A 23,196-nucleotide genomic window follows, 5' to 3' on the forward strand; every position below is an offset into this window, starting at 1 on the left:
AACGGTCCCCGCCGGGTGCCGGAGGCACGGACATCTCACCCTCCATTCCGGACGAAGGTGTTCCACCGGCTCCGGAAAGCGTCGCTGCTCATCCCGAGGACGTCCCTGCTGATCCCGTCGAAGACCGGGAGTCGCATGAAGGGCATGTCGAGCGAGTCGGGGTGCTGGATGATCCTGTAGTAGAGCTCCACCGCGGCGGCCCGCCCCTTGAGCCGCTCGGCCAGGCTGAACACCGTCGAGCCCAGACAGTAGTTGAAGTCGATGTCCCCGCCGAAGTCGTAGAAATTCTTGGAGGCGGGCGTGGTGCCGCGAAACTTGCCGGCCCGGACTCCGGTGGCCACCGCGGAGCGGATCCTGGCCGCCGACGCGGCGTTCCCCATGGTCTCGGTGTAGCGGGCGAAGCCCTCGATCGCCCAGGTCGGAGGAGTGTAGTCTCCCCCGATGGTCAGCGACGCACGAGCGGTGACCGCGTGGGTCAGCTCATGGCGGATCGTCATCGCGGGATCGCTGTATGCCTGATGACCTTTCAGGTTCACCACGATCCGGGACGCGGCGTACTCACGGCCGTAGACCGTGCCGTTCTTCTGAACGCCCAGCAGCCCCCACTGCAGGCCGAGGATGCTCGGGTCGAAGTCGTCGGCCGCGCCGTAGTCGAACCACTGCTTCAAGTTGGCCATATCCCGGGTGAAGAACAGGATGTAACCGGGATAGGTGAGGCGGTCGCCCCACAGGTTTTCGACCAGGCGCAGCTCCCGCTCCGTGACGGCGGCGTAGCGGTCCAGATCGGTGACGCTCTTGTCGCCGACCAGCCAGACCTTTTTCCCCACCTTCACGACGTGCAGCTTGTCGGTGTTCCACGGACCGTAGGCCAGCGGGCCGTCCAGGTGCAGCTTTTTGTAGTTCTTCCGAGTCGCCCCGATGATCCCCGTCACCACGAACTTGTCGTTCTTCTTGCGCAGGCGATAGAGAAACGTCTCGGCGGGGGCGACGTCGCCGGGGCCGGCGTCCGCGGTGAACTTGGTGATCCGGATCACCGGCGCGAACTGGACGTCGCCATCGTCATCGGTATTCTCAATGGCCCGCTCCGTGATGAACCGGATCTCCGCGAGATCGAACTGGCGCAGGTTGTCGAAGATGAGCTTCTCGTGCTGGACCAGCTTCTTGTTCGACTGGTCCAGGTCGGCCAGATAGCCCTTCTCGTCCTTGTCCATCAGCGCCTTGGCGCGGCGTTCGAGGATCTCCCTCAGGTGCTTCTTGTCAGACCCGGCGGAGTCGTAATCCTCGCTCTGGATGGTGGGCCGGCGGTAGCCACTGCAACCGGTGACCAGGAGCCCTCCGGCCAGCAGCGCCGCCCGTCTCGACCAGCGGACACTATGGACCATATCGCCCAGATGGTTTGACTCTGGCATCTTTCCCCCGAGAGAGCGAACAGTTACGGTCAACCTGGCTGACAGGGCGCGCCCCCGCCGGTTCGGCGGCGCCCAAGCTGCACATCCCGGCACGAGGGCAGCACAAAGAGAGCGGATTCCATAGGGGTCACCCCGCTCGGGGACGATCTCCGCCTCTCGCCGACCGATTATGGCAAGGATCTACCCGAAGCGGGAGCAGATCGCTCTAAACCCTCTAAAAACCCCAAGCTCAGACTCGGTTCGCGGCAGGATAACGACGTGTTGTCGTTGTTGTCCGAATTCGTGATCGTCCGCTGCGTGGTCGGACTGATCGACTGTGATCACGGCGGGACCGGCCCGGCCCCGTCGGCCTGCGGGCCGCGCCGGAGGCCTTCCTACTCCGCCGCCGATCTCACGTTCGCCGCGGGTAGAGGGCCGCCAGGGCGTTGGCGGTCTCGGTCAGCTTCCGCCGGAGCTCGAGAGGCTCCAGGACCTCGACCTCTGCCCCGAGCTTGAGGAACTCCGTCTGCGCGTGCGTCAGCGACTCGATCGGCACGGTCGCGGTGATCCACCCCTGATCGTCGGCCACGCCGGCGGTGTGGGCCACGGCCTCGACGACGGCCGAGCTCATCAGGTCGGCCAGCCGTTCCCGCCCCTCCGGTGAGATCCGGATCACCGCATGGCCCGTGAACAGCCGCGACCGGAAGTCGACCACATGCTCGCGCCAATAGCCGGCCAGGTCGAAACCGTCCGGCCGCTCGAACGTCTCGCCCGCCAACACCCGCAGGTCGAGGATCTGGGTGACCCGGTAGGTCCGCAGTGTCCCGTCACACCGGGCCACCAAATACCACTTCCCGCCCTTCAGGACCAGTCCGTACGGCTCCAGCCTCCGCTCGACCTCACACGGCGCGGCCCAACGGCGATAGCGAACGTGGATGACCCGCCTGTTCCACACGGCCTCGGCCACCGCAGGGAGGCAGGCCGCCTGATCGCCGTCGTGGTACCAGCCGGGGGCGTCGAGGAGGAAGTGCTCCCGGACACGCCGGGCGCCGTCCCGCAGCGCGGGCGGAAGCGCGGCCTCGATCTTGAGCTCGGCCGCCGCCGCCAGCGCGCCGAGACCGAGCTCGGCGGCCGGGCCGGGCATTCCGGCCAGGAACAGCGCCTCGGCCTCCTGCGCGGTCAGCCCGGTGAGCTTGGTGCGGAAGCCGTCGAGCAACTGGTAGCCGCCCTGGTGCCCGGCTTCGCCGTACAGCGGAATGCCCGCGGTGTGCAGCGACTCCACGTCGCGATAGATCGTGCGGACACTGACCTCGAGTTCGTCGGCGAGCTGTCGCGCCGTCAGGCGACCGCGCGACTGGAGCAGCAGAAGGATGGACAGCAGCCGAGAAGCTCGCATTCCACTGACAATACGTGGCAGTGGATGCGGCATACGGTCCGTTTCATGGCATTCAACGAGAAGAACATGCGGCCGCTCGACCCGATGGTCGTGGGCGGCCGTCCGTACAAGCGCTACCACGTCGACCGGCCCGGCCACGAGATCGAACCCGAGGTCGAGAAGGCGGCCTACGAGTTCCTGCCGCGACTCGTTCCCGCACCCGCCGACGACTCCCCGGCCGGCTGGATCGTCCTCCACAGGGGCGAGGACACCGGCGCCTACCTGATCGCGTACACCTGGGTCTGGGACAACGTGGTCGAGGTGCACACGGCGGCGGCCGGCCAACCCGTCATCGGCTGTCCCGACGAGGACCCCTCGCGCTTCGTTCTCGAGGCGCGCCGGTGGGTCGGCTGCGTGTGGGAGTTGCCCGCGCTCGAGTACGAGCGGGCCGCATGGGTTCGCCACATGTTCGTCCGGGACGTCCCCGACCTCGGCGGCTATCTGGCCGACAGCCGCCCGGAAGGCCCGGTGGGCCGGTAGCGGGTTCGATCGGGTGCGGTTTTCTCATAACGGTATTTACCGACTCGCGCCGCGAAAGGTGATCAGTACGACAAGATTCCCGTCATGACGTCATCGCCCGCCGCTCCGCCCGACGGCATCTGTCCCTCGTGCTCCGCCCCCATCTCGGTGAACCCCCGATTCTCCGCCTGGTGCCCGGCATGCGACTGGAACGTCGACCCCCTGAAGGAATCAGCCGCTCCGCAGGGCGGGCGATGGCAGCGGAAGTGGCGGGCCAGACGCCGTGCGGCGGACCGGGCAGCCATCGAACGGCTGTTCACCGAGGTCAGTGCCGTACCGGATGCGACCGGCGGGCGTGACGGTGCGGGGATCATCGCCATGGTCATCGCGGGCGCGGTGCATCTGTCCACGGTGGCCCTCGCGGCGGGATCGGTGTGGCTGCTGATCAACGGGGCGTTCGCGGGCCGAATCCTCGGCGTGATGGGACTGGCGATCGCCTTCTTGCTCCGTCCCCGCCTGGGGTGGTTCCGCCAGGACATGTGGTCGCTGAGCCGTACCGAAGCTCCCCACCTGTACGGCCTCGCCGACCGGGTCGCCGCCGAACTGGGGGTGGCACCCCCCGACCTGATCCGGGTCACGCCGGACTTCAACGCGAGCTTCGGCAAAGTGGGGCTGCGCCGGCGCAGCGTGCTCACCATCGGTCTGGCCGTGTGGGAGGTGCTCACGCCGCAGGAGCGGGTCGCACTGCTGGGACACGAGTTCGGGCATTCCCGCAACGGCGACAGCCGCCGCGGCGTGTTGCTCCAGGCGGCACTGGAGGCCCTGGGCCACTGGTACGCGATGACCCATCCGCGCAGGATCCTCGCCGGGGGTTCAGGCCCTTTGTCCACGATCGCGGCCATGATCGCCGCGGCGCTGCTGCTCGTCCCGAACATTCTCACAGCTCTGACGCTGTTCGCGCTGCACCGCCTCACGCTGCGAAACGGCCAGCGTGCCGAATATCTGGCCGACGACCTGGCCGCGCAGGTCGCCTCGTCGGCGGCGGCCCGGTCGATGCTGGAGGCCCTGGTGCTCGCTGAGAGCGTGAAGACCGTCTTGCAGCGCCAGACGGCCCGGCACCAGATGGGCGGATTCCAGCGCGCGAACGGCCAGGAGGCGGACTACGACCTGTGGCGGGAACTGCGCGACCACATCGCCACGGTCCCCGAAACCGAACGCCTCCGGCGGCTGCGGATTTCGGCCCTGCGCATGTCGTCGGTGGACACGACCCATCCGCCCACGCACCTGCGGATCCAGATGATGGCCGTACGCAAACCGCGCCAGGCCGCGATCACCCTCCGCGAGCCGGAGACCGACGCCATCACAGCGGAGCTGTCCGGAGCTCGCTCCCAAGCGGCCCAGGCCGTACTCACCCTCAGCTACTGAGGCCCATGGCTTCGGGGCCATGGACGCTGATCGCCGCACGGGTCGCCGGACTTCCCGTGCGGTAGCGGAAAAGATCGCGCCGATCGGGCGGGCTGCTCTCAGTAGGCGGTGAGGCCCAGGGCCTGCTCTACGAAGTGATAGACGTCGGTGTACGGATCCCGCTTCGGCAGGGGCACGTGGTCACTGTGCTGGGCGTTCATCCGAAGGGCACGTTTCTTCGCCTCGGCGTACCTGCCTAAGATCTGCTCCGGCCGCACCTTCTTGATGTTGACTGTCTCCCTGAACGGAAGCCGCGCTGTCACCAGGTCACACACCTGATTGAAGGTCCCGGCTACGTCCTTGTGGTGCAAGAGCCTCCACACCTCGAAGCAGGGGTGCGAGAAGGCGACGCGGACCTGTCCCTCACGAGCCTGTTTCAGCGCCTGCTCCAGTTGCGGGTGATCGTCTCGATCGAACAGGCACCACACCTGGGGCCAGAACTCCTCCCGCAGCCGGCTGCGTTTCGCCTCTAGAATCAGTTCGCGCATGAGCGGCACTGCTGCCTCAACCAGGTTGATCGGCTTGCGCCGGGAACCCGGTGCGCTGGCGTTCGCAATCCGCACGTCGATAGGAAGCATCTGGTCCTTGAGGACGTCCTTCATGATGTCGATGTACGAAGGCTCGGTGAGCTCACCTTCGGTGAAGACGTGGACGACTCGGTTGCGTCGGCCACGCTGCTGCTTCGAAGGCCCCAGCTTGTCCTTTCCTCTGGTGCGTGTCATGGGGCCTGCTCTGCGGCATGCCCGGGTTCTCGCCCACTTACGCCGGACAATCGGCGAGCGATTTCCCCTTCCACGATGAAGGGAACACCCCCGAAGGCCCCAGCCAGGTAGGACTTCATCAGGTTCTCGTCCTCTCCTGGCTCGGCGGCGGTCAGAGGGTATAGCTCCGTAGCACCGTCCTTGTTCTTCTCCGTCAGCCACACCTGGCCCGGCTCCAGTAGACGCTCACCACTCGGAGTGGCGAGCAGCGAGGAGTCATGCGAGGTGAAGACGAGTTGGGCACCCCTGGGGTTGGCATTTGGATCTCGGAAGAGCCTGACGACCTCAGCGGCGAAGCGTGGGTGCAGACTTGCGTCCAGCTCGTCGATGAGCAGCACGGCACCCTCGTCTAGTGCCAGCAGCACGGGACCGAGCAGCGCGAACCAGGAGCGGGTGCCGAAGGACTCGTGCTGCCAATCGAGGGGAACCTCTCCGGCGGCCGACTGGTGGATCAGCTTTACCGTTGGGTGTTTCTTGCCCTCCCGGATCACCTCTGCGCCGGTGATCCCCAGGTCGGCGACCCTCAATAGTTCTTTAATCCGGAGTGCGCGGCTGCCGGAGAGCTCCCTCAGAGTGAACTCCTCTCGTTGTTCTCGCTCGTTCTCCGGGTTGATGAGCCACAGATTTCGGCGGAACCAGTGGAAGAGCGTCGAGAGCTGAGGATGGTTGTCCGTACCCGCTGTGGACAGCACCAGCGCGTTGGGGCGGGTGCGTCTGACCAACTGAGCCCGATCCTTGACCCGGTGGCCCGGCCATTCGTACACCTCGACCCGTGAAGAGTCGCGATCGAGCCATACCTGACGGTGGCCGCGGGGATAGCTGTGGATCCATTCGGCCGCGACACGCGTCGGGCCCAACTCGAACCCGTACGTCCAGCGCACATCATCGATCACGAGGTCGACTTCGAAGAAACTCGGCTCGCTCTCTCCTCTTGGCTCCAGTCTGAACGGCTCGCGTGGGATGCCCTCAAACGAAGCCCATCGGGCGTAGGAGTTGAGGACCGCGGTACGCATGTCGGTTAGAGCTGCCAGTACGTTCGACTTGCCTGAAGCGTTGGCGCCGAAGATGCCGATCAGAGGGAAGACTCTCTCGGAGCGGCCCCCGCGGAGCGTAATTTGACGTCCTGCCTCGCTCGACTCCGGTTCAGGGACCACAAAGGACAGCTCTTGCTCGTCGCGTAGTGACCGTACGTTCGCGGCACGGAATCGGAGCAGCACGCCATCCCCCTCTCACTCTACGGTTAGGGTAACTGCCCGATCTCCTGATGGCTCGCCCCGGTGGAGATCACGCGCGCCGCCAGACCCACAGAGATCACTGCGATGCCTGTCCACCTACGGATGCGCCACAGGAAGCATTGATACACAGACCCGATCACAAACGAATCAACGTCCGGCCATCGGTGCGCGTACGTGAGCCGGACGGGAACGCGTGCTCCACCTGGCCGGGGCATCGGCCCGCCCGGCCACGGCATCCGCGTTTCCGCCCGGCCCGGACGCGAGTCAGCTCCAGGTCATGTTGATCTCACGCTCGAACTCGACGTACCCGGCTCGCCGGAACGCGCGCACCATGGGGACGTTACCGAGATCCGTCGACGCCCGGATCTCCGAGGTCTCATGCATGGCGAGAATCCGGGTGCCCACGGCCAGCAGGTCGTCGATGTAGCCCTTTCCCCGGTGCGCGGGCAGGACGCCGATGTACGCGATGATCGGGCGATAGCTGTTCCGTGCGGGGACGACGAACCCCACGGGATCGCCGTCGGAGGTCGTCGCCGTCTGCCACCACTCCCGCGGGCTCCGGTAGCGCGCCATCTCGTCGTCGTACTGCGCGGCCGCCGCCTGCGCGGGGGTCATGATGGCGAGATCAGCGTGACTGTGCGCGTCGAGGGTGCCCTCCAGGACGAGGGTCATCAGCTCGACGAGCTCGTCCCAGCCGGTACCCCGCGCCGCGCTCCTAAAGGCGTCGATCGCAGATGGCCTGCTCAGCAGCGATCAGAATGCGTTCTGACTTAGGCTGGAGCGGTGCATCGATAGACCTGCGGATAGCCGCTGGCTGCGCTCCAATCAGTTGAGACGAGATGGGTATAGGGACTCCAGGCAGTCCGCATGAACGGCGTATATGGAGGGACCTGGATCTGCGGCCGCCCTGAAGATTGCTTGCTGGTTGGCCAGGAAGCGGTCAGCGTACACGGCGGAGGCCAGGTCGCCGCGAGTGATTACAAAGCAGCGGGCTCGGTACTCGATCACGGCGTCGATTTCCGCGCGGCGATAACGGATGCGCTTGTCCTTCATCAAGACGATCCAACCGAGTTTTGCGGTTTCCTCGATCCACTCGGTATCTGCTACCTGCTCATCGGCTGGAACGCCGTAGTGTTCGGCGAGAGTGATGAGGTCCCAGCCAGCCGCGCGTAGCAGGTTGGGTACGGCGATGCGGCCGAGGCTACGATCGGCGAAGAACTTAGGCGGCTGGCCGGGTTGCGACACGGAGCGCGTCCTCGACTTCCTCCCGGCTGAGGCCGAACTCGTCAGCGACCACGTCCACAGGTTCACCCGCCCGGAACAGGTCGAGCACGTCCTCCAGCCTGGCGCCGCCCCGAGAGAACCTCGGCCGACCGAAAGCATGGAGAGGAGTGACCTCCACCTCGGCTACGCGATACTGCGGCAACCGGATCACCTGGGCGTATCCGTCCAGGGCGAAGTCCACCCGGCGCAGGTAGCGCTCCACGACCTCGGAGAACAGACGCTGGTTGTTGCGAACCACCACCAGCTCACGTGCCGACGCATCCCCGGCATGCTCAGCGTAGTCGTACAGAACCTCGGCACCATCGGTGTACAGACGCTTACTGGCGAGGGCGTGTTCCAGTCCGAGTTCGCGCTTGAGTGCGTCGATGGCCGGCCGGATCCGTTGCAGTGGTACCCCAGCCTGCCGGAACGCGGCCAGTGCGTATCCTTCGGCAAGGCCGACGAACGGGACCACCGGTTCGTTCGGGCGGCGCGGACGGGTAGCGGTGATGACCGGAGTGCCCTTGACCGTCCCGCCACCGGGACGCTTCCTGACATAGCCAAAGGCCCACGTGCTGAACGTCGATGGAGGAACGGAGAGATAGGCGGCCGCCTCGGCGATGCCGTACAGCGGAGTAGTGAACCGATCCACCGTCATCCTTCCCTCCCTGCCCAGATCATTCCATGCACCAGTACGCAAGCGCAGGTGATTGGAGCTGTACGCCCTGGTGGACGCCACCACCGCCCGCGCCGATCAGCACGCCGCCGGAATGGTGGTGAACCGCTCCGGGTCTGGTGGAGGCTCTGATAGTGATCTGGTCGATAGGCCAGTAGGCGCGGTCAGCTTTCTGAGGGGCTGCTCTCGCGCTGCACTACGTAGATCCCCATGCCCGTGACGGTCTCGACGAGCCCTTCGTCCTTGAGGACCCGGACGGCCTTGCGGAGGGTGTCTCTCGCGACGCCGAACTCCGCTTCCAGCTCGATCAGGCTGGGGATGCGGCGTCCGGGCGGGATCGCGCCTGATGCGATGCGCTCCCGCAAGGCGTTTGCGATCTGCCGGTACGGCGGAACCGGCCCCTCTCTGTCGATCATATGCTGACGCTACGTTACCAGGGCAAACAGGCCATAGCTACCCCCGAGGCTAGACGGGGGTAGTACACCTCGATTACGGTGCTGCCATAGTCCGTCCAAACGGCGGGCCCGCCGACAGTGCCGCTCACCGCCGACGGGTCCTTGATTGGATGTAGGAGGTCCGACCCATGACCGATGCTAGATCCCCGCGTGGGCTCCCGACACTGCCGGGTTGGCGCGTGATCCGCAGCGACACCGGACGCCTGTGGGCCAGCCGAAACACGCCGTTCTCCACGGCGGCCGAGAAGGCGGGCGCGTTCCGCACGGTCGACGGTGATGACATGGCCGAGCTGGCGGCGTCCGTCGCTGCTCAAGAGGACCTCGCCGACGAGGTGCCACAGTGATTCGCCCGACTCATGCCCGGGGACGTCACCGGCCCGGAAGCATACCTTCCCCCTTCCGCCGCCGGTTCTGGGACCGCAATGCGCGTGAAACAGCCCACAGCCTCGACCAGCACTGGCAGGGCTGGTTCGTGATGTACGGGCCTGCCAGCCGCCGGTTCTACGCCATCGTGACCTGGCCCGGTACGCGAGCCACTGATCTTGTCTGCCCCGACCTCGGACGAGTTGGAGCGGCTGATGTACCAGGCCGAGATGGTCTTCAGCGCCCGCGGTGAGATCCCTGCCCCAGCCCTCAGGATCGCTGCATGACCGGCACGTCCAGCCTTGACCACCTCGGCAATCGGCTGTCGCGACCAGATACGAAACAGACCTGGCCCCACAAGCGGCATGCTCCGCTGCTGGGCGCCACAGGACGGGTGGTCCCCTCACGCCAAGCGGAGTCGGCTGACGGAACAGGCCGAGGGGATCACCTGCTGACCGCGCCCTCCGGTGGTGAACCTTCCCACCCACCGGCGGGTGCCCCCCCACACACACAGGCCTCCGACAGGAAACGGCGGTGCGATCGTGACGGACTGGCTTGAGATCATTCGCTCCTGTCCGTACCTCAGGAGGGGTATGAGCGGGTGAACTGGCGCAAGAGCGTGCCGCGTGCTCCCCGCGTCCGGGTCCGTCGGCACACCTATGATTGCAAAGGATCGTGTATGAGCTGTGCCAGGCAGGCGGGCTTTCCTTGGTCCGCCGCCTTTCCCGCTCCGGAGGCAAGGCGCTGATCACCGAGTCGGAGTGGGCGCGCGCTCCGGAGGCGTTACCGAGCGTGCTGCCATTTGGTCCGATCTCGGAGGACACGAACGTAGTCGAATCCCTGATCTTCCAGCTGCCGCACGACCCACTGAGCAGCATGATCGTCAGGATCAAGTTCCCGCAGGTGGAATCGGAGGCTCTCGATAGCCTTCCGCTCACGGATCTTGGACCTCTTGGGGAAGAAATCGTGCGGAAGGTTGTGACACACGTCCGCGATCAGGCGCAGTTGCTCCAGACGCCTCAGTGCCGCGTCCATATCCCCAGCGGCCAACGCGCGCTTCACAAAGTGGCTGCCGGCTCGGATCTCAACGAACCCCCTGGCCATCAAGAGCCTTATGGCCTCCTGCGCCGAGCCCCTCTCCAATCCGGCGGGCCGGTCACGCGCTGTCCGCATGTCTTCCAAAAACGTGAAGCAGGAGCAGTGGCCTTCACGTTCTTCAATGCAGTGCCGGCGCTTGCAACTGTGGTCGTGCCGGTGATCACGGAACCACACATGGAAGTCCCGTCTGATGCCCCTCGCACGTCGCGCTGTCCGGTACTCCTCCCACCGTGACAGCGTCTTAGGAAGCTGCTGGAAACGCAGCATCGGGACAGGCATGTGAAGTCCGCTCATGACGAACGCACCGTCGTTCATTCTGAGCATCATGGCCGCGGAGAAGCAGCCTTCGACGTGCGCATCCCAGGACTTACGTGGCCGCGGGATCACATAGTGAATTCCTCCCGGAGCAAGGTGAGCAGCCATAAGCTCGGTGGCCTGCGGTTTAGCGGAGCCTGAGGTCTCACGTAACAACTCAATCATTGTGGCGGTGTCGACGGCGCGAACGGCCCGAAGTGCCCTGGGCAACACCGTGCCATGGCTCGGATCCTTCGCCACAGGCCAAGGAAGTAACCACACGAGCATCAGCCTGCCATGGAAGGCCCAGCAGCGGAGGCGGCGACGTTGCTGTCAGCGTTGCTGTCGCTGGAGATCAAAAACGCCCCGGAGCTTAGTTGCTCGGGGCGTTTGGGCTGTTCAAGGGTGGTGGTCAGGGGCAGGGTCGAACTGCCGACCTTCCGCTTTTCAGGCGGACGCTCGTACCAACTGAGCTACCTGACCTCGGCGGTTCCGCCGTACGCGGTCCTGACGGGACTTGAACCCGCGACCTCCACCTTGACAGGGTGGCGAGCACTCCAAACTGCTCTACAGGACCTCTATGTTCGGAAGATTTCGCTTCCGTCTTGCTCGGCTAGCTCAGCTTACCAGTTCTCCGGAGGTCTTCGACCTCTCGTTTTCCCGGTGAGCCGGAGCTCGCACGTGCCCCCAACGGGATTCGAACCCGTGCCGCCGCCTTGAAAGGGCGGTGTCCTAGGCCGCTAGACGATGGGGGCTCAGGGATGGCGCCCTGTTCCGTGACGTCTTCCGTCGGAGACCTCTGAAGCATAGGGGACGTTTGCCCCTGATGCCAAAGTGGACGGCGACGGGGAGCCGGTGATCGTTCCCGCCGGTGGAGGGATCTCTTTCGGCTCCGGGAAAATTGTACGGCCAGGCTCCGACTCCAGGTGACGCTCCACCTGGATCGACTGCTCGCCCAGACCGCCGACTGTGATGTCGTCCCAGGCCTCAAGCCTGTGAGTGGACTTACTGAAGTAGAGCACGGAAGCCGCCAGCGGGGTCGGCTCATCGTGTTCGAGGCCGCGCAGACCGGCGCCCCCGGTGGAACCCTGAACCATCAGCCGGGTCCCGGTGGGCAGCAGCTCGGTCGATCGCTGGTGAGCATGACCGGACAGCACAAGCGGGATATACCCCGAGAAACCGCGCCCAACGTTCGGGTCGTGCACGGCCACGACGTCGGCGGCGATCTTTTCCGTGGCCGGGGCCGAGGGCGACACAGAGGGTGTCGCAGGGGGCGACACCGAGGGCGACACCGAGGGCGAGGGCGCGATCGGTTCCGGAGGGGCGAGCCGGGCGGCGTGGGCACGGCCGAGCGCGTGGAGCGCCTCGTTCGAGTCCCCCGCCACCTGTACGGATTTGTCCGGAGTGAACCGAGGGTCACCGAGGCCGTAGATGCGCAGCCCCTTGACCGTCGCCGCCTCGTCGTCCAGCACGATCGCGTTCTTCTGCTTGGCCACCGCCCGCTGGGTCTTCGTCGAGTCGTGGTTCCCACGCACGAAGACGTACGGCACCCCGAGGCGGCCGATCTCCTTGACGAACTCGTTCTCGGCCTTGGTGCCGTGGTCGCTGATGTCACCCGTGTCGATGATCATGTCCACGTTGAACTGGTCCTTCAGGGACCTGATCACGTTCCAGCCGATCGGGTTGATGTGCAGGTCGGAGACGTGTAACACGCGGATCATCTCGGGATCCGGATCGAAGATCGGCAGCATTGTCCCGGCCTCGTAGAGCTGCGACACGTTGGTCACGAGCTTGGCGAGCTGCCCGCGATATTCCGAGAACCGGTTCACGATCGACTCGGCGCTGCCGATCAGGGACGGAACGCCGGTCAGCAGGCCCGTATAACGGGGCTCGGCGACCGATCGGGGGTCGAAGGTCAACGCCGACAGCCCGCCGAGGACGACGACCATGATCAGTGAGGTGGCCGCGGTCCAGGCGGCCCGGGAGAGACGCCGGAAGACGACCAGCCCGGTCAGGAACCCGGCGGCGACCGCGAACAGCGCGGCGCGGATGGCGAGGGTGCGCAGCCCTTCGATCGCGTCCCGCTCGATCGTCGCGGACAGGCGGTCGGCCCACCGGGGATCCTTGATGATCTCTTCGGCCATCTCCGGATGGACCGCCTCGATGGTGAGGTCGAGCCGCACCGGGCTGTTGTGGGTCTTGAAGTTGAGGGTGCCGAGCGGGCGGACGTCCACGACGGTCTCGCCGGTCCAGGATGGCGTCAGCGACATTCCGATGTCCGCCGGACCGACGGAGGTCTGCGTGGAGGCGCCGAGCGCCAGGCCCAGCCATCCCCCGATGACGGCGGCCAGGACTACGGCCGCGATCCGCGCCGTACGACCGCCGACCAGCCGTCGACCGGCCTCCTTCCACGCCAAGGTCCTCATTGCCTTTCTCTTTACCCGGATTCATCGCCGGCCGCGCCCGTATGCCCGCCGAAATCAGCGGCAAACCCTGCTCGAACGAGGCCTCGCCCTGTGGCCCCCCGAATCTCGGTCAGCCCCCCGCTCCCGGCCGGCCTGCTCTTCGAGCACGAAAACCGCCCAGGGAATGCGCAAGCGTACCCAATCCCCGCATCGCATCGGCCCTGGTGAGGCCGGCACGGACCAGTGGCTCCAGGATCAGGCCACCGCGCCGAGCACGCCGGCGATCCGATGAGGTGTGCGTCGACACGTGCTCGACGAAGACCACACCCGCCGGGGAGCCGTGCTCGCCATAAAACGGACGGGATGCCACGATGGGGGCGTGATCGACGTCCCGCTGAAGAGGTTCGAGGAGCTCGTGGCCGACGCGCTGGACACGATCCCGCCCGAGCTGGCCAAGCTGATGGACAACGTGGTGGTCGTGGTCGTGGACGACCCGCCCGAGCCCGGGCTCCTCGGGCTCTACACCGGCATCCCGCTGACCGAGCGCGGCGGATGGTATTCGGGAGTCCTGCCGGACCACATCGAGATCTACCGCAATCCGACGCTGGAGATCTGCGAGACCGAGGACGACGTGGTCGAGGAGGTGACGATCACCGTCGTCCACGAGATCGCCCACCACTTCGGGATCGACGATGACAGGCTCCACGCGCTCGGCTGGTGACCACTCCTTGCGATTGGCCGTACACACCGGCACTGTGTGTAACAGAATAGCCACAGTAGGTCAGGTAGGGTGATCCAGCGGGTCACGGGTGCGCGATGTCCGAGTGCGCCACCCGATGGGCCGTCACGGTCGCTGATCAGCCGAGGTCGTCACGGTGGTCGAGCCGGCGGAGCAGCAGGAGCAGCATTCGGAGTGAGATGGCGGCCACGAAGCCCGGCACCGGCAGGCTCTCAGGAAGGCATCGCCGTCCGCCCGAGCCTCGGGTCACCTACGGTGAGGTCGTCTCCGTCAGGGAGTTCCGCGCACTGTGGTTCGGGCAGATCCTGTCGCTGCTCGGCGACCAGCTCGCCCAGGTGGCGCTCGCCGTCCTCGTCTACCAGCGCACCGAGTCCGCCCTCGCCACGGCCGCCGTCTACGCGCTGACCTATCTGCCGCCCATCCTGGGCGGGCCGCTGCTGGCCGGGTTGGCCGACCGCTACCCCCGTCGCCGCGTCATGCTGTGCTGCGACCTCCTGCGGGCCCTGCTGCTCGCGGTGATGGCCGTGCCCGGCATGCCGTTCGCCGCGCTCTGCACGCTCGTCTTCTGCGTGGTGCTGCTCGGCGCGCCGTTCTCGGCGGCCCGCGCGGCGCTGCTGCCCGAGGTGCTCGAGGGAGACCGGTACGTGGTGGGCTCCGCCCTCCAGAACGTGACCAACCAGGCCGTCCAGATGCTCGGCTTCGCCGTCGGCGGGGCCGTCATCGCGAGCCTGGGGCCGTACCGTGCGCTCGCGCTGGACTGCTCGACGTTCCTCGCCTCCGCGCTGGCGATCGTCGCGGGGGTACGGCGACGGCCCGCGCCGCTGCGGGACGACGGCGACGGGCGGACGTCCATGTGGTCGATGACGAGGGCCGGAGCGCGACTGGTCTTCGGGGATCGGCGGCTGCGCACGCTCGTGGCGTTCGCCTGGCTGTGCGGGTTCTACGTGCTGCCCGAGGGCATCGCGGTGCCGTACGCCGCGGAGCTCGACGACGGCAGGCTGTCCGTGCCGGTGATCACCGGTCTGCTGATGGCGGCGATGCCGGCCGGGACGGTCGTCGGCGCGTTCCTGTTCGGGCGCTTCGTCACGCCGGCCGGGCGGCTGCGCGGGATGGGGTGGCTGGCCATGCTGACCTGTGCTCCCCTCGTGCTGTGTGCGATGGAGCCCCCGCTGGAGGCCGTCCTCGCGCTCTGGGTGCTGTCCGGCGTAGGCGGCGCCTACCAGTTGGCGGCGAACGCCGCTTTCGTTCAGTGTGTTCCACCGGCCGGGCGTGGCCAGGCGTTCGGGCTCGTGCAGTCCGGGTTGCTGGCCGTCCAGGGACTCGGCATCCTCATCGGCGGCGTCGCCGCCCAGGAGTTCGGCCCAGAGCCCGTGATCGCGCTGGCCGGCGTGGCCGGGCTGTCCGTCGCGGCCATGCTGACCATGCTCTGGACCGGTTCCCGTAGAGAGATCATCGCCAAGGTCCGGGCCACCGACGAGGCCTGAGGTGGTCAGGCCTGCGGCCTGTCCTCGGGGCGGTCGGCGGCCGGGGCCTGGCCGTACGGGTGCTGCTCGTAGCCCGTCTGCTGCGTGCCGTACGGCTGGTGGGGGTTGTTCGCCTGCCCGCTGTGGTCCTGCCGGCCCGGACCCGACCAGTTGGTCTGCACGTCCTGCCACTTCGCCCTGGCCTCGTGCCAGACGCGGCCGTCCTTGTTCTTGTCGATCAGGTCCTGGGCGATGGAGGTGTTCTTGTCCTTCTCGGGGAGGAGAAGCCAGGCCACCGCGTACACGCCGATGCCGAGGCCGCCGAAGAGGCTGGCGACCGCGAGCGCCAGGCGCAGGATGTTGGGGTCGACGCCGATGTACTCCCCGACACCGGAGCAGACACCCGCGATGATCTTTCCGTTGTCGGAGCGCTGGAGCCGCTTGACCGAACCGTTGGTGTTCATCTCGTTCATGACTTCAGAGTGCCCGTTTCATGCCCCCGCGCACATCGGGATTCCCCCTGGCGATACCCCGACCCGTCCCGGATGTCCCGGCCCTTTCCCGGATACGCTGACCCCCATGGACGACCTCCTCGAGCTCGATGACCAGCTCACACCCGAACATCGCATGGTCAGGGACTCCGTCGCGGGCTTCGTCACCGACCGGGTCCTCCCCCACGTCGGGGACTGGTTCGAGCAGGGCGTCTTCCCGGCGCGCGACCTCGCCCCCGTGCTCGGCTCGCTCGGCATGCTCGGCATGCACCTCGAGGGGTACGGCTGCGCCGGCCTCGACGCCGTCTCGTACGGCGTGGCCTGCCGTGAGCTGGAGGCGGGCGACTCGGGGCTCCGGTCGTTCGTGTCCGTGCAGGGGTCGCTGGCCATGTTCCCGATCTGGAAGTACGGCTCGGAGGAGCAGAAGCGGGAGTGGCTGCCGCGGATGGCGTCCGGGGAGGCCATCGGGTGCTTCGGCCTGACCGAGCCGGACCACGGCTCGGACCCCGCCGGGATGCGCACCACCGCCAAACAGGACCCGTCAGGCGACTGGATGCTCAACGGCGCCAAGATGTGGATCACCAACGGCTCGATCGCCGACGTGGCCGTGGTGTGGGCGCAGACGGACGACGGCATCCGGGGCTTCGTCGTCCCCACCTCGACCCCGGGATTCTCCGCGCCGGAGATCCACCGCAAGATGTCGCTGCGCGCCTCGGTCACGTCGTCCCTCTATTTCGACGACGTACGGCTGCCCGCGTCGGCCGTGCTGCCGGGGGTGACCGGCCTGAAGGGCCCGCTCTCCTGCCTGACGGAGGCGAGGTTCGGGATCCTGTGGGGGGTCGTGGGCGCGGCCCGGGCCTGCCTGGAGGCGGCGGTCGACTACGCCAGGACCCGCGTGCAGTTCGGCAGGCCGATCGGGGCGTTCCAGCTCACCCAGGAGAAGCTGGCCTGGATGGCCGTGGCCCTCGGCCAGGCCGGGCTCACCGCGCTGCACCTGGGCCGGCTCAAGGACGCGGGCACGCTCAAGCCCCGGCAGGTCAGTTTCGGCAAGCTGGCCAACGTCCGGGCCGCGCTGGACATCGCCCGCCAGGCCAGGACCGTGCTGGGCGCCAACGGCGTGACGCTGGAGTACCCGGTGATCCGGCACATGAACAACCTGGAGTCCGTGCTGACCTATGAGGGCACACAGGAAGTGCATCTGCTGACGCTGGGCAAGGCGCTCACCGATCTCGATGCCTTCCGCTGACCGGGTATCGTGATCGTGCGAAAGCGCGTCGCCGGATGGCGGGTACGCTCTGTACCCTGCATCTGGGACGTGTTTCGCGAAGCACGACCCGGTCGGCCCGGTCGGTCTGATCGGCAAGGGGTGCTAGCTCAATGGCAGAGCTGCGGACTTTTAATCCGTCGGTTCAGGGTTCGAGTCCCTGGCGCCCCACTCAGTGGGCAGGCAGACTCCCGAACGGTGATCGTTCAGGAATCCGCCGGCCCGTGTTCGTGATCGCGGTTTCTCGGCTCCCTCGCGGTACGGCGACGAGCCGGATGAGCCCCGTCGTCAGCTCGTGGAACCGCCGTCCCCACCCAGCGACGGTTAGCGTGTGGCAGTGGTGCCCGAGAGCAGTACAGAGCCGCGGAAAGCGCCGTGGGGTGTCGACTCAGGCGTTCACGGGGCGCTGTTCGCGGCAGCCGCGAAACTCCTGCGGAGTCATCGCGTACCGCTCCCGGAACAGCCTGCTGAAGTGGGACGGGCCGGACAACCCCCAGCGCCCGCCGATGCTCGCGACTGACAGGTGGTCGAGGCGAGGGTCCCGCAGATCGACCCGGCAGCGTGCCAGCCGCTCTTCCCGGATCCAGCGGGCCGGGCTCACCTGATGTTCCCGGAAGAGTTGTTGTAGGTACCGCAGTGAGATGTTGTGCTCGCGCGCCAGCACCGCGGGGCTCAGCGACGGGTCGCCGAGCCGCTCCCGGGCGAAGGACTGCACTCGGTTGAGCAGTGCGGTCCGGCCGCCGTCCAGACCTTCGGCCACGCCCATGCGCTCGGTCATGAGCGCCGCGACCAGGCTGCTCACGCTGTGCTCCAACCGGTCGGCGCAGTTCGGGTCCAGTTCGGTCAGCTGCTCCGCCAACCCGCTGAGCAGCTGGTACACCAGATAGCTGGTTCCGCGCTGACCGCACCAGGGTGCGGCGGTGACCCGGTGTGTGTCGCGTGGCGCGATTCCGACCAACTGGTGCGGCAGCATCACCGCGAGCATCCGGAACGAGTCACGCATCACCAGGCTGTAACACCGGGCGCTGTCGAACGCGACCAGGCTGCCGGTGGTCGCCGATCCCGCGTGCCCATCCTGAGAGACCCGGACCTCTCCGTCCAGAATCGCGCACAGGTGAAAGTATTCGTGGTCGGCTCGGGCGATGAGTCGTTGGGTGCGCTCCACCGCGTGCGGCATGGCCCGGATGAGCGACGCACGCATCTCCCCGAATTGGCCGGTTATGATTGAACCTTCAAACGATTCGGCATTGTATCGGCCCACTCGCAGCGGCCCGCAGATCGACTCGACCATGTCGACCCAGGCGTTGAAGCGCTGTCGGGGCACGCAGGTCCCCGTGTCGATCACGCGTACGAGCCGTTGTGCAACGCCGGTACGCATACCTAGTTCCTCCCCCCATTCAACCTGACGGAATAGTTACACCCTACGTCGGCCCACGGTGTTTGCGGTTGCCCCTCGACCTGTTTTCCTTCTTTGGGAAGTATTGATGCGAGCAGTCAGCTTCGGCCTTGATTAGCGGTGCACCTGATCGGCCGCAGCAGGACCGCGGCCCGCCGATCCTCCGCCATCACCCGGTCGTATTCGTCGAGATCCGGATGTGCGCCGCCGGCCGCGGCGTAGATGTCCCTCAGCAGCAGCCGCAGGTCCTCCGCCGTCACGTCCTCGGCGGGGTCGTCAGGGCCGATGATCTCCGTGCTGCCGTGCACCGCCACCCACTCCCAGCCGGCCCGGAAGACCAGCGAGGCGGTTGGCCTTTTGCGCAGGTTGGCGAGCCGGGCGGCGCCGCCGCGGGAGACGAAGGCCACCATCGGCTCCCCGGTGCGCGGATGCGGCAGGATGCCCGCGTTGACCACCGACGTGGACGGCTCGCCATCCGGGCGGGTGGTCACCACCACGGCCAGCCAATGGTCGGCGGAACCCAGTTCGGCAATCCGGGCCAGTCCCTGCTCGATGGTCATCATGTCGTCTTCGCCTCGCTTCTTATTCGGTGCTTCCTGCTCGTGCCTGGAGGCGAGCAGCCTCGCAGGTGTTCGCGCGCCCCCTGCGACATTGTCACGGAGATGTGTTCAGTGGGCAGTGTCGTGAAACCCGGCAATGTCGTGAAACCGGCACTGTCGTGAAACCCGGGATCACCGGCCATGTCAAGGTCCGTCGCCAACGAGCTCGGGCAGCCGAGCCCGCAGTAGCTTGCCGGTGCCGGTACGCGGTAAATCTGAAGGATTAACCCGGACAGGGCGGACATCGGACAGGCCGTACCGTCGCAGGAGGAAATCACGCAGGAGTGCCGCCGACCCGGCTGGCACCTCGCTTGTCGGCGCGTAGCACAGCAGCAGCGTGCCGTCCTGGTCGAGGACGCCGGCGGCGGTGACGAACGGCAGCTCGCCGAGAGCCGCCTCGATCTGCCGGCCATGTACGAGGGTCCCGTCGGGGATCCGGACCAGGTCGACGGTGGCGCCCAACACAGTGAGCCGGCCGTCGGCCACACGGGCGATGTCGCCGGTGCGCAACCAGCCGTCACCGGTCAGCGGCGAGAGGTCGGCCGGGTCAGCATAGGCGGTGGCGACGGGCACCCCGCGCACCTCCAACCGGCCCGTACGGCCCGAGGGCACCGGTGCGCCGGACGCGTTCACCACCCGCACCGACACGCCGGGGTGCGGACGGCCGACGGGAAGGATCTCGTGTGGGTCGATCGGGGACGCGGCCGGCGAGCCCTCGGCGAGGACCTCGTCGACGACGCCGGACGCGGTCTCGGACGAGCCCCAACCCGGGCGAACGGCCCAGGACTTCAGGCCGTGCGGGACGAGCGCACGCAGCATCCGGTCGACCGCGCCCGCCCGTACGGGCTCGCCCCCGTTCATCACATACCGCAGGCGACTCAGATCCCAGCCGCCGTCGAGCCCGGATGCGGCGTCCCCGAGAAGCTCGAAGGCGGTGCTGGTGCCCCACGTAGTGTCGATGTGGTGGTCGTTCAGCACGTCGAGCCAGCGCAGCGGGTCATCGAGGATCCAGCCGCGATCCGCATGCACCTGGCGGCAGCCCAGCACGACGTCGCGGACGTGACACATCAACAGACCGCTGACGTGCTCCAGCGGCATCCAGTTGAAGGTGCGCGAGTCGGCGGTCATCCCGGAGACGGCGATGCTGCCGATCGCGCGCCCCAACACGTTGCGGTGGCACAGCACGACGGTCTTCGGCGCACCGGTGGTGCCCGCGGTGCGCATCAGCGCCGCCGGCTCGGCCGGGTCCGCGCGGTGATATTCGGCGTCGATCGGGGACTGCCGCAGCTCGCGCAGGTCGAGGGTCCGCTCACCGGCACGGCGGGTGTCGGTCAGCAGCCAGGGCCTTCCGGCGGCGCCGGTCAGGGTGTCGACGACGGTGTCGGCGATGGCGAGCGGCGCGGGCGCCGGGATCAGCCCGCCGAGCGTCGCGCCCCAGAACACGGCCACCAGGTTCCGGGGCTCACGGGCGGCGATGACGACCCTGTCGCCGGCGGCCGCGCCGTACCGGCGCAGGCCGTGCAGGATCCGGCTCGCCTCCTCCAACAGTGCCCGGTAGCTCATGTCGTGCCGGCCACGACCATCGAGGAAGGTCAGGGCGGCGGACCGCCGGTCGGTGGCGGCGGCCCGGAGGAGCGCGGCGGTGAGCGTCTCCGGGCCGCCGCCCGGCAGCGGCCCCCCGAACAGTTCGGAGGACCGCGTCGGATTCGTGCCCGGTCGCCGATCGACGGCTGTCATTCGGCTGGGGCCGCGACCGGCCGCGCGGAGCGCTTGCGCAGCGCCGCGACGAATGCAGCGATCATGGTCACCGCGGAGATGGCCGTGACCACGTAGAGGCCGTTCTGGTACGAGGAGAGCATCGCGGTGGAGCTCTTGACGTCGGGCTGGCCGGCGGCCATGGTCGCGGTGACCACGGCGAGCACGACGGCCGCGCCGACCTGGTAGCCGGTCTGCAGGATGCCGGCCGCGAGCCCCTGCTCGGCGTCGGCGACGCCGCTGGTCGCCTGGACGTTGGCAGCGGGGAACGAGAACGGGAAGGCCACGCCGATGAGCAGCATGGTCGGCAGCAGCACGGTCAGGTACGGCGACGCCACGTCGATACGCCAGAAGAGCACATAGGCAGCGGTATAGGCGACGAACCCGGCGAAAATCATCCAGCCCGGGCCGAACCGGCCCACGAGCACACCAGCGCGAGGCGCGATGGTCGCGATGAGCAGGCCACACGGCAGGAACGCGAGCGCCATCTGCAGCGGCGACCACCCGCGCATCTCCTGCAGGTAGAGCGCGCCGATGAACTGGAAGCTCATGTACGTGCCGAGAATCGCCGCCGCGGCGAGGCTCGCGCCGACCAGGGAGCGGTTGCGCAGCAGGCCGAGCCGCAACAGCGGGACCGCGGTGCGGCGCTCGATGACGGTGAACAGGGCGAGCAGCAGCAGCGCGACGGCGAACTGGACCAGGGTGCGCGGCGTGGACCAACCGACTTCCGGAGCCTCGACGATCGTGTAGACGATCAGGAGCATCGCCGTGGTGACCGTGAACGCGCCGGCCACGTCGTAGTTGCGCCGGCCGGGCCCGCGGGCCGGGTCACGAGGCACCAGCACCGCCCCTCCGACGAGCACCAGCAGCGCGATCGGCACCGGCAGCAGGAACGTCCACCGCCAGTCGATCTGGGTGAGCAGCCCACCGGCGATGAGTCCGGAGGAGAACCCGGCGGCGCCGCAGGCCGTGTAGATGGCGACGGCCTTGTTGCGCTGCGCACCCTCCCGGAACGTGGTGACGATGATCGACAGTCCGGCCGGCGCGGTGAACGCCGCGCTCAAGCCCATCACGAAGCGGGCGGCGATCAGCACGATGCCGTCGTTGGCGATCCCGCCGACGAAGGATGCGGAGGCGAAGACCGCGACCGCGACCAGCAGCACCCGCCGCCGGCCCAACAGGTCGCACATTCGCCCGCCGAGCAGCAGGAAGCCACCGAAGCCGAGCACGTACGCGCTGACCACCCACTGCACCGCGGCGGTCGACATGCCGAGCTCTTCCTTGATCGGCGGCACCGCGATGCCCACCATCGCGTTGTCCAGCGCGTCCAGGAACATCGCACTGCACAGCACGATCAGCATGGCCAGCAGCCGTGGGCCCCAGCGTTCCTGTTCGTCGGTTCGTGCGGTGGTCGCGGGACCCGCCGCCATTTCGTCGGAAATTGCCATGAGGTGGCTCCATCCATCTAATCTTGAAAGTCCAATAGTGGACCGAACAGTCCCGGACCGATCGGTCCATGATTAACCTGTGGTTGGATCACTGTCAACAGGACCGTTCAGTCCCGCTACATTTGAGCGAGGAGGTCGGGGCATGGCACGCAGGGCGGCAGCGGACACCAGGGAGCGCATACTCGTCACCGCGGCTCGCTTGTTCGGCGACAAGGGCGTCCACGCTGTCGGTCTGCAGCAGATCATCGAAGCGGCCGGCTGCGGCAAGAACCTGCTCTATCGGGAGTTCCCGAGCAAGGACGTGCTGGTCACCGCGTACCTTGAGCGATGCCGAGAGGACTGGACCGAGACGCTGCGCGAGACCGCCGCCGCGACGAACACGCCGGCAGAGCAGATCGTCGCGGTGGTGAAGGCGATCGCCGAGCGTGCGACCGCCCCGGGCACCCGCGGCTGCGCGCTGCGCAACACGTTCGCGGAATTCCCCGAACAGTCGCACCCGGCTCACCAGGTGGCGGTCGAGCACTTCACCCAGATGCGCCGCCAACTGCACGAGCTGGCCCAGCGGGCCGACGCCCACGACCCGCAACTCCTCGGCGACCGCATCATGCTGATCATCGACGGGCTCTACACCAACGGCGCCATTTTCGGCACCGCCGGCGCGGCCGCCGCCGCCATCGCGTTCGCCGAGGAGGTCGTCGCCGCGCAGACGACGACCTCCACTGTGGTCGCTTAACCGCGACGGATG

22 protein-coding genes and 4 tRNA genes are annotated in these 23,196 nt (G+C 67.4%); 8 read left to right on the forward strand and 18 right to left on the reverse strand.

The features are described 5' to 3' along the window. Positions 1–35: 35 nt before the first annotated feature. Both Mth01_RS23600 and Mth01_RS23605 read right to left on the reverse strand, forming a co-directional pair. Positions 36–1,382 (reverse strand): hypothetical protein, encoded by a 1,347-nt coding sequence (locus Mth01_RS23600; protein ID WP_204018124.1) that lies wholly within the window; start codon positions 1,380–1,382, stop codon positions 36–38. 418 nt (positions 1,383–1,800) lie between these two features. After that, complete coding sequence (locus Mth01_RS23605; RefSeq protein ID WP_204018125.1) at positions 1,801–2,784, reverse strand: helix-turn-helix transcriptional regulator; 984 nt, start codon at positions 2,782–2,784, stop codon at positions 1,801–1,803. Between the two features lie 45 nt (positions 2,785–2,829). Here Mth01_RS23605 and Mth01_RS23610 point away from each other — a divergent pair, with 45 nt between their 5' ends. Together Mth01_RS23610 and Mth01_RS23615 are read left to right on the forward strand one after the other, a co-directional pair. Next, positions 2,830–3,303, forward strand: a complete 474-nt coding sequence (locus tag Mth01_RS23610) for a hypothetical protein (RefSeq protein ID WP_204018126.1) — start codon at positions 2,830–2,832, stop codon at positions 3,301–3,303. 84 nt (positions 3,304–3,387) lie between these two features. Beyond that, complete coding sequence (locus Mth01_RS23615; protein ID WP_204018127.1) at positions 3,388–4,707, forward strand: M48 family metallopeptidase; 1,320 nt, start codon at positions 3,388–3,390, stop codon at positions 4,705–4,707. A gap of 98 nt (positions 4,708–4,805) precedes the next feature. On the opposite strand, the gene Mth01_RS23620 is transcribed toward Mth01_RS23615, so the two are convergent. From Mth01_RS23620 to Mth01_RS23645, 6 genes are all read right to left on the reverse strand, one after another. After that, a complete protein-coding gene (locus Mth01_RS23620; protein WP_204018128.1) occupies positions 4,806–5,468 on the reverse strand; it encodes an RloB family protein in 663 nt (220 codons plus the stop codon). Next, positions 5,465–6,724 carry an AAA family ATPase gene (locus tag Mth01_RS23625; protein ID WP_204018129.1) on the reverse strand — a complete coding sequence of 420 codons (1,260 nt, stop codon included), beginning with the start codon at positions 6,722–6,724 and terminating at the stop codon, positions 5,465–5,467. The genes Mth01_RS23620 and Mth01_RS23625 overlap by 4 nt, the downstream gene beginning before the upstream one ends. Positions 6,725–7,006: 282 nt before the next feature. Next, positions 7,007–7,414: a GNAT family N-acetyltransferase gene (locus Mth01_RS23630; RefSeq protein WP_204018130.1), complete on the reverse strand. Its 408-nt coding sequence runs from the start codon at positions 7,412–7,414 to the stop codon at positions 7,007–7,009. A 153-nt stretch (positions 7,415–7,567) separates the two neighbouring features. Next, the gene (locus tag Mth01_RS23635; protein ID WP_204018131.1) at positions 7,568–7,987 is read right to left on the reverse strand and encodes a PIN-like domain-containing protein; all 420 of its coding nucleotides are present in this window, start codon (positions 7,985–7,987) and stop codon (positions 7,568–7,570) included. Then, on the reverse strand, positions 7,962–8,663 hold the full coding sequence (locus Mth01_RS23640) for a DUF433 domain-containing protein (RefSeq protein ID WP_204018132.1): 702 nt from the start codon (positions 8,661–8,663) through the stop codon (positions 7,962–7,964). Before Mth01_RS23640 ends, Mth01_RS23635 begins: the two co-directional genes overlap by 26 nt. A 182-nt stretch (positions 8,664–8,845) precedes the next feature. Next, on the reverse strand, positions 8,846–9,097 hold the full coding sequence (locus Mth01_RS23645; RefSeq protein ID WP_204018133.1) for a GntR family transcriptional regulator: 252 nt from the start codon (positions 9,095–9,097) through the stop codon (positions 8,846–8,848). 167 nt (positions 9,098–9,264) lie between these two features. Between Mth01_RS23645 and Mth01_RS23650 the strand changes: the two genes are divergently transcribed. Beyond that, entirely contained in the window at positions 9,265–9,480 is a 216-nt protein-coding gene (locus Mth01_RS23650; protein WP_204018134.1) for a hypothetical protein, read from the forward strand. 802 nt (positions 9,481–10,282) lie between these two features. Here Mth01_RS23650 and Mth01_RS23655 read toward each other — a convergent pair. The 5 genes from Mth01_RS23655 to Mth01_RS23675 all read right to left on the reverse strand — a co-directional run bounded on the left by Mth01_RS23655 (position 10,283) and on the right by Mth01_RS23675 (position 13,317). Continuing rightward, on the reverse strand, positions 10,283–11,068 hold the full coding sequence (locus Mth01_RS23655; protein WP_204018135.1) for a hypothetical protein: 786 nt from the start codon (positions 11,066–11,068) through the stop codon (positions 10,283–10,285). A gap of 229 nt (positions 11,069–11,297) precedes the next feature. Then, positions 11,298–11,374 (reverse strand) — tRNA-Phe (locus tag Mth01_RS23660). Positions 11,375–11,393: 19 nt separating this feature from the next. Continuing rightward, positions 11,394–11,468: transfer RNA gene (locus Mth01_RS23665), tRNA-Asp, on the reverse strand. 105 nt (positions 11,469–11,573) lie between these two features. Further along, a tRNA-Glu gene (locus Mth01_RS23670) sits at positions 11,574–11,646 on the reverse strand. Then, positions 11,647–13,317: a metallophosphoesterase gene (locus tag Mth01_RS23675; protein ID WP_204018136.1), complete on the reverse strand. Its 1,671-nt coding sequence runs from the start codon at positions 13,315–13,317 to the stop codon at positions 11,647–11,649. A gap of 358 nt (positions 13,318–13,675) precedes the next feature. Between Mth01_RS23675 and Mth01_RS23680 the strand changes: the two genes are divergently transcribed. Both Mth01_RS23680 and Mth01_RS23685 read left to right on the forward strand, forming a co-directional pair. Continuing rightward, positions 13,676–14,017, forward strand: coding sequence for a metallopeptidase family protein (locus Mth01_RS23680; protein WP_204018154.1), 342 nt, complete (start codon positions 13,676–13,678; stop codon positions 14,015–14,017). Between the two features lie 197 nt (positions 14,018–14,214). Continuing rightward, complete coding sequence (locus tag Mth01_RS23685; protein WP_204018137.1) at positions 14,215–15,519, forward strand: MFS transporter; 1,305 nt, start codon at positions 14,215–14,217, stop codon at positions 15,517–15,519. A 5-nt stretch (positions 15,520–15,524) separates the two neighbouring features. Here the strand turns inward: Mth01_RS23685 and Mth01_RS23690 are convergent, their stop codons facing one another. Further along, positions 15,525–15,971: a PspC domain-containing protein gene (locus tag Mth01_RS23690; RefSeq protein ID WP_239089944.1), complete on the reverse strand. Its 447-nt coding sequence runs from the start codon at positions 15,969–15,971 to the stop codon at positions 15,525–15,527. A gap of 106 nt (positions 15,972–16,077) precedes the next feature. On the opposite strand from Mth01_RS23690, the gene Mth01_RS23695 reads away from it, so the two are divergent. Both Mth01_RS23695 and Mth01_RS23700 read left to right on the forward strand, forming a co-directional pair. After that, positions 16,078–17,235 carry an acyl-CoA dehydrogenase family protein gene (locus Mth01_RS23695; RefSeq protein WP_204018138.1) on the forward strand — a complete coding sequence of 386 codons (1,158 nt, stop codon included), beginning with the start codon at positions 16,078–16,080 and terminating at the stop codon, positions 17,233–17,235. A 117-nt stretch (positions 17,236–17,352) separates the two neighbouring features. Beyond that, a tRNA-Lys gene (locus Mth01_RS23700) sits at positions 17,353–17,424 on the forward strand. A gap of 217 nt (positions 17,425–17,641) precedes the next feature. Here the strand turns inward: Mth01_RS23700 and Mth01_RS23705 are convergent. From Mth01_RS23705 to Mth01_RS23720, 4 genes are all read right to left on the reverse strand, one after another. Next, complete coding sequence (locus Mth01_RS23705) at positions 17,642–18,631, reverse strand: AraC-like ligand-binding domain-containing protein (RefSeq protein WP_204018139.1); 990 nt, start codon at positions 18,629–18,631, stop codon at positions 17,642–17,644. A 116-nt stretch (positions 18,632–18,747) separates the two neighbouring features. Further along, positions 18,748–19,212, reverse strand: coding sequence for a pyridoxamine 5'-phosphate oxidase family protein (locus Mth01_RS23710; protein ID WP_239089945.1), 465 nt, complete (start codon positions 19,210–19,212; stop codon positions 18,748–18,750). A 180-nt stretch (positions 19,213–19,392) separates the two neighbouring features. Further along, a complete protein-coding gene (locus tag Mth01_RS23715; protein ID WP_204018140.1) occupies positions 19,393–20,985 on the reverse strand; it encodes an AMP-binding protein in 1,593 nt (530 codons plus the stop codon). Next, the gene (locus Mth01_RS23720; RefSeq protein ID WP_239089946.1) at positions 20,982–22,451 is read right to left on the reverse strand and encodes an MFS transporter; all 1,470 of its coding nucleotides are present in this window, start codon (positions 22,449–22,451) and stop codon (positions 20,982–20,984) included. The genes Mth01_RS23715 and Mth01_RS23720 overlap by 4 nt, the downstream gene beginning before the upstream one ends. A 142-nt stretch (positions 22,452–22,593) precedes the next feature. Between Mth01_RS23720 and Mth01_RS23725 the strand changes: the two genes are divergently transcribed. Next, the gene (locus Mth01_RS23725) at positions 22,594–23,184 is read left to right on the forward strand and encodes a TetR/AcrR family transcriptional regulator (protein WP_204018141.1); all 591 of its coding nucleotides are present in this window, start codon (positions 22,594–22,596) and stop codon (positions 23,182–23,184) included. The last annotated feature ends 12 nt before the right edge of the window (positions 23,185–23,196 follow it).

Origin of the sequence: Sphaerimonospora thailandensis (genome assembly GCF_016863115.1) — a bacterium.
In the GTDB taxonomy this organism is placed as follows: Bacteria; Actinomycetota; Actinomycetes; order Streptosporangiales; family Streptosporangiaceae; genus Sphaerimonospora; species Sphaerimonospora cavernae.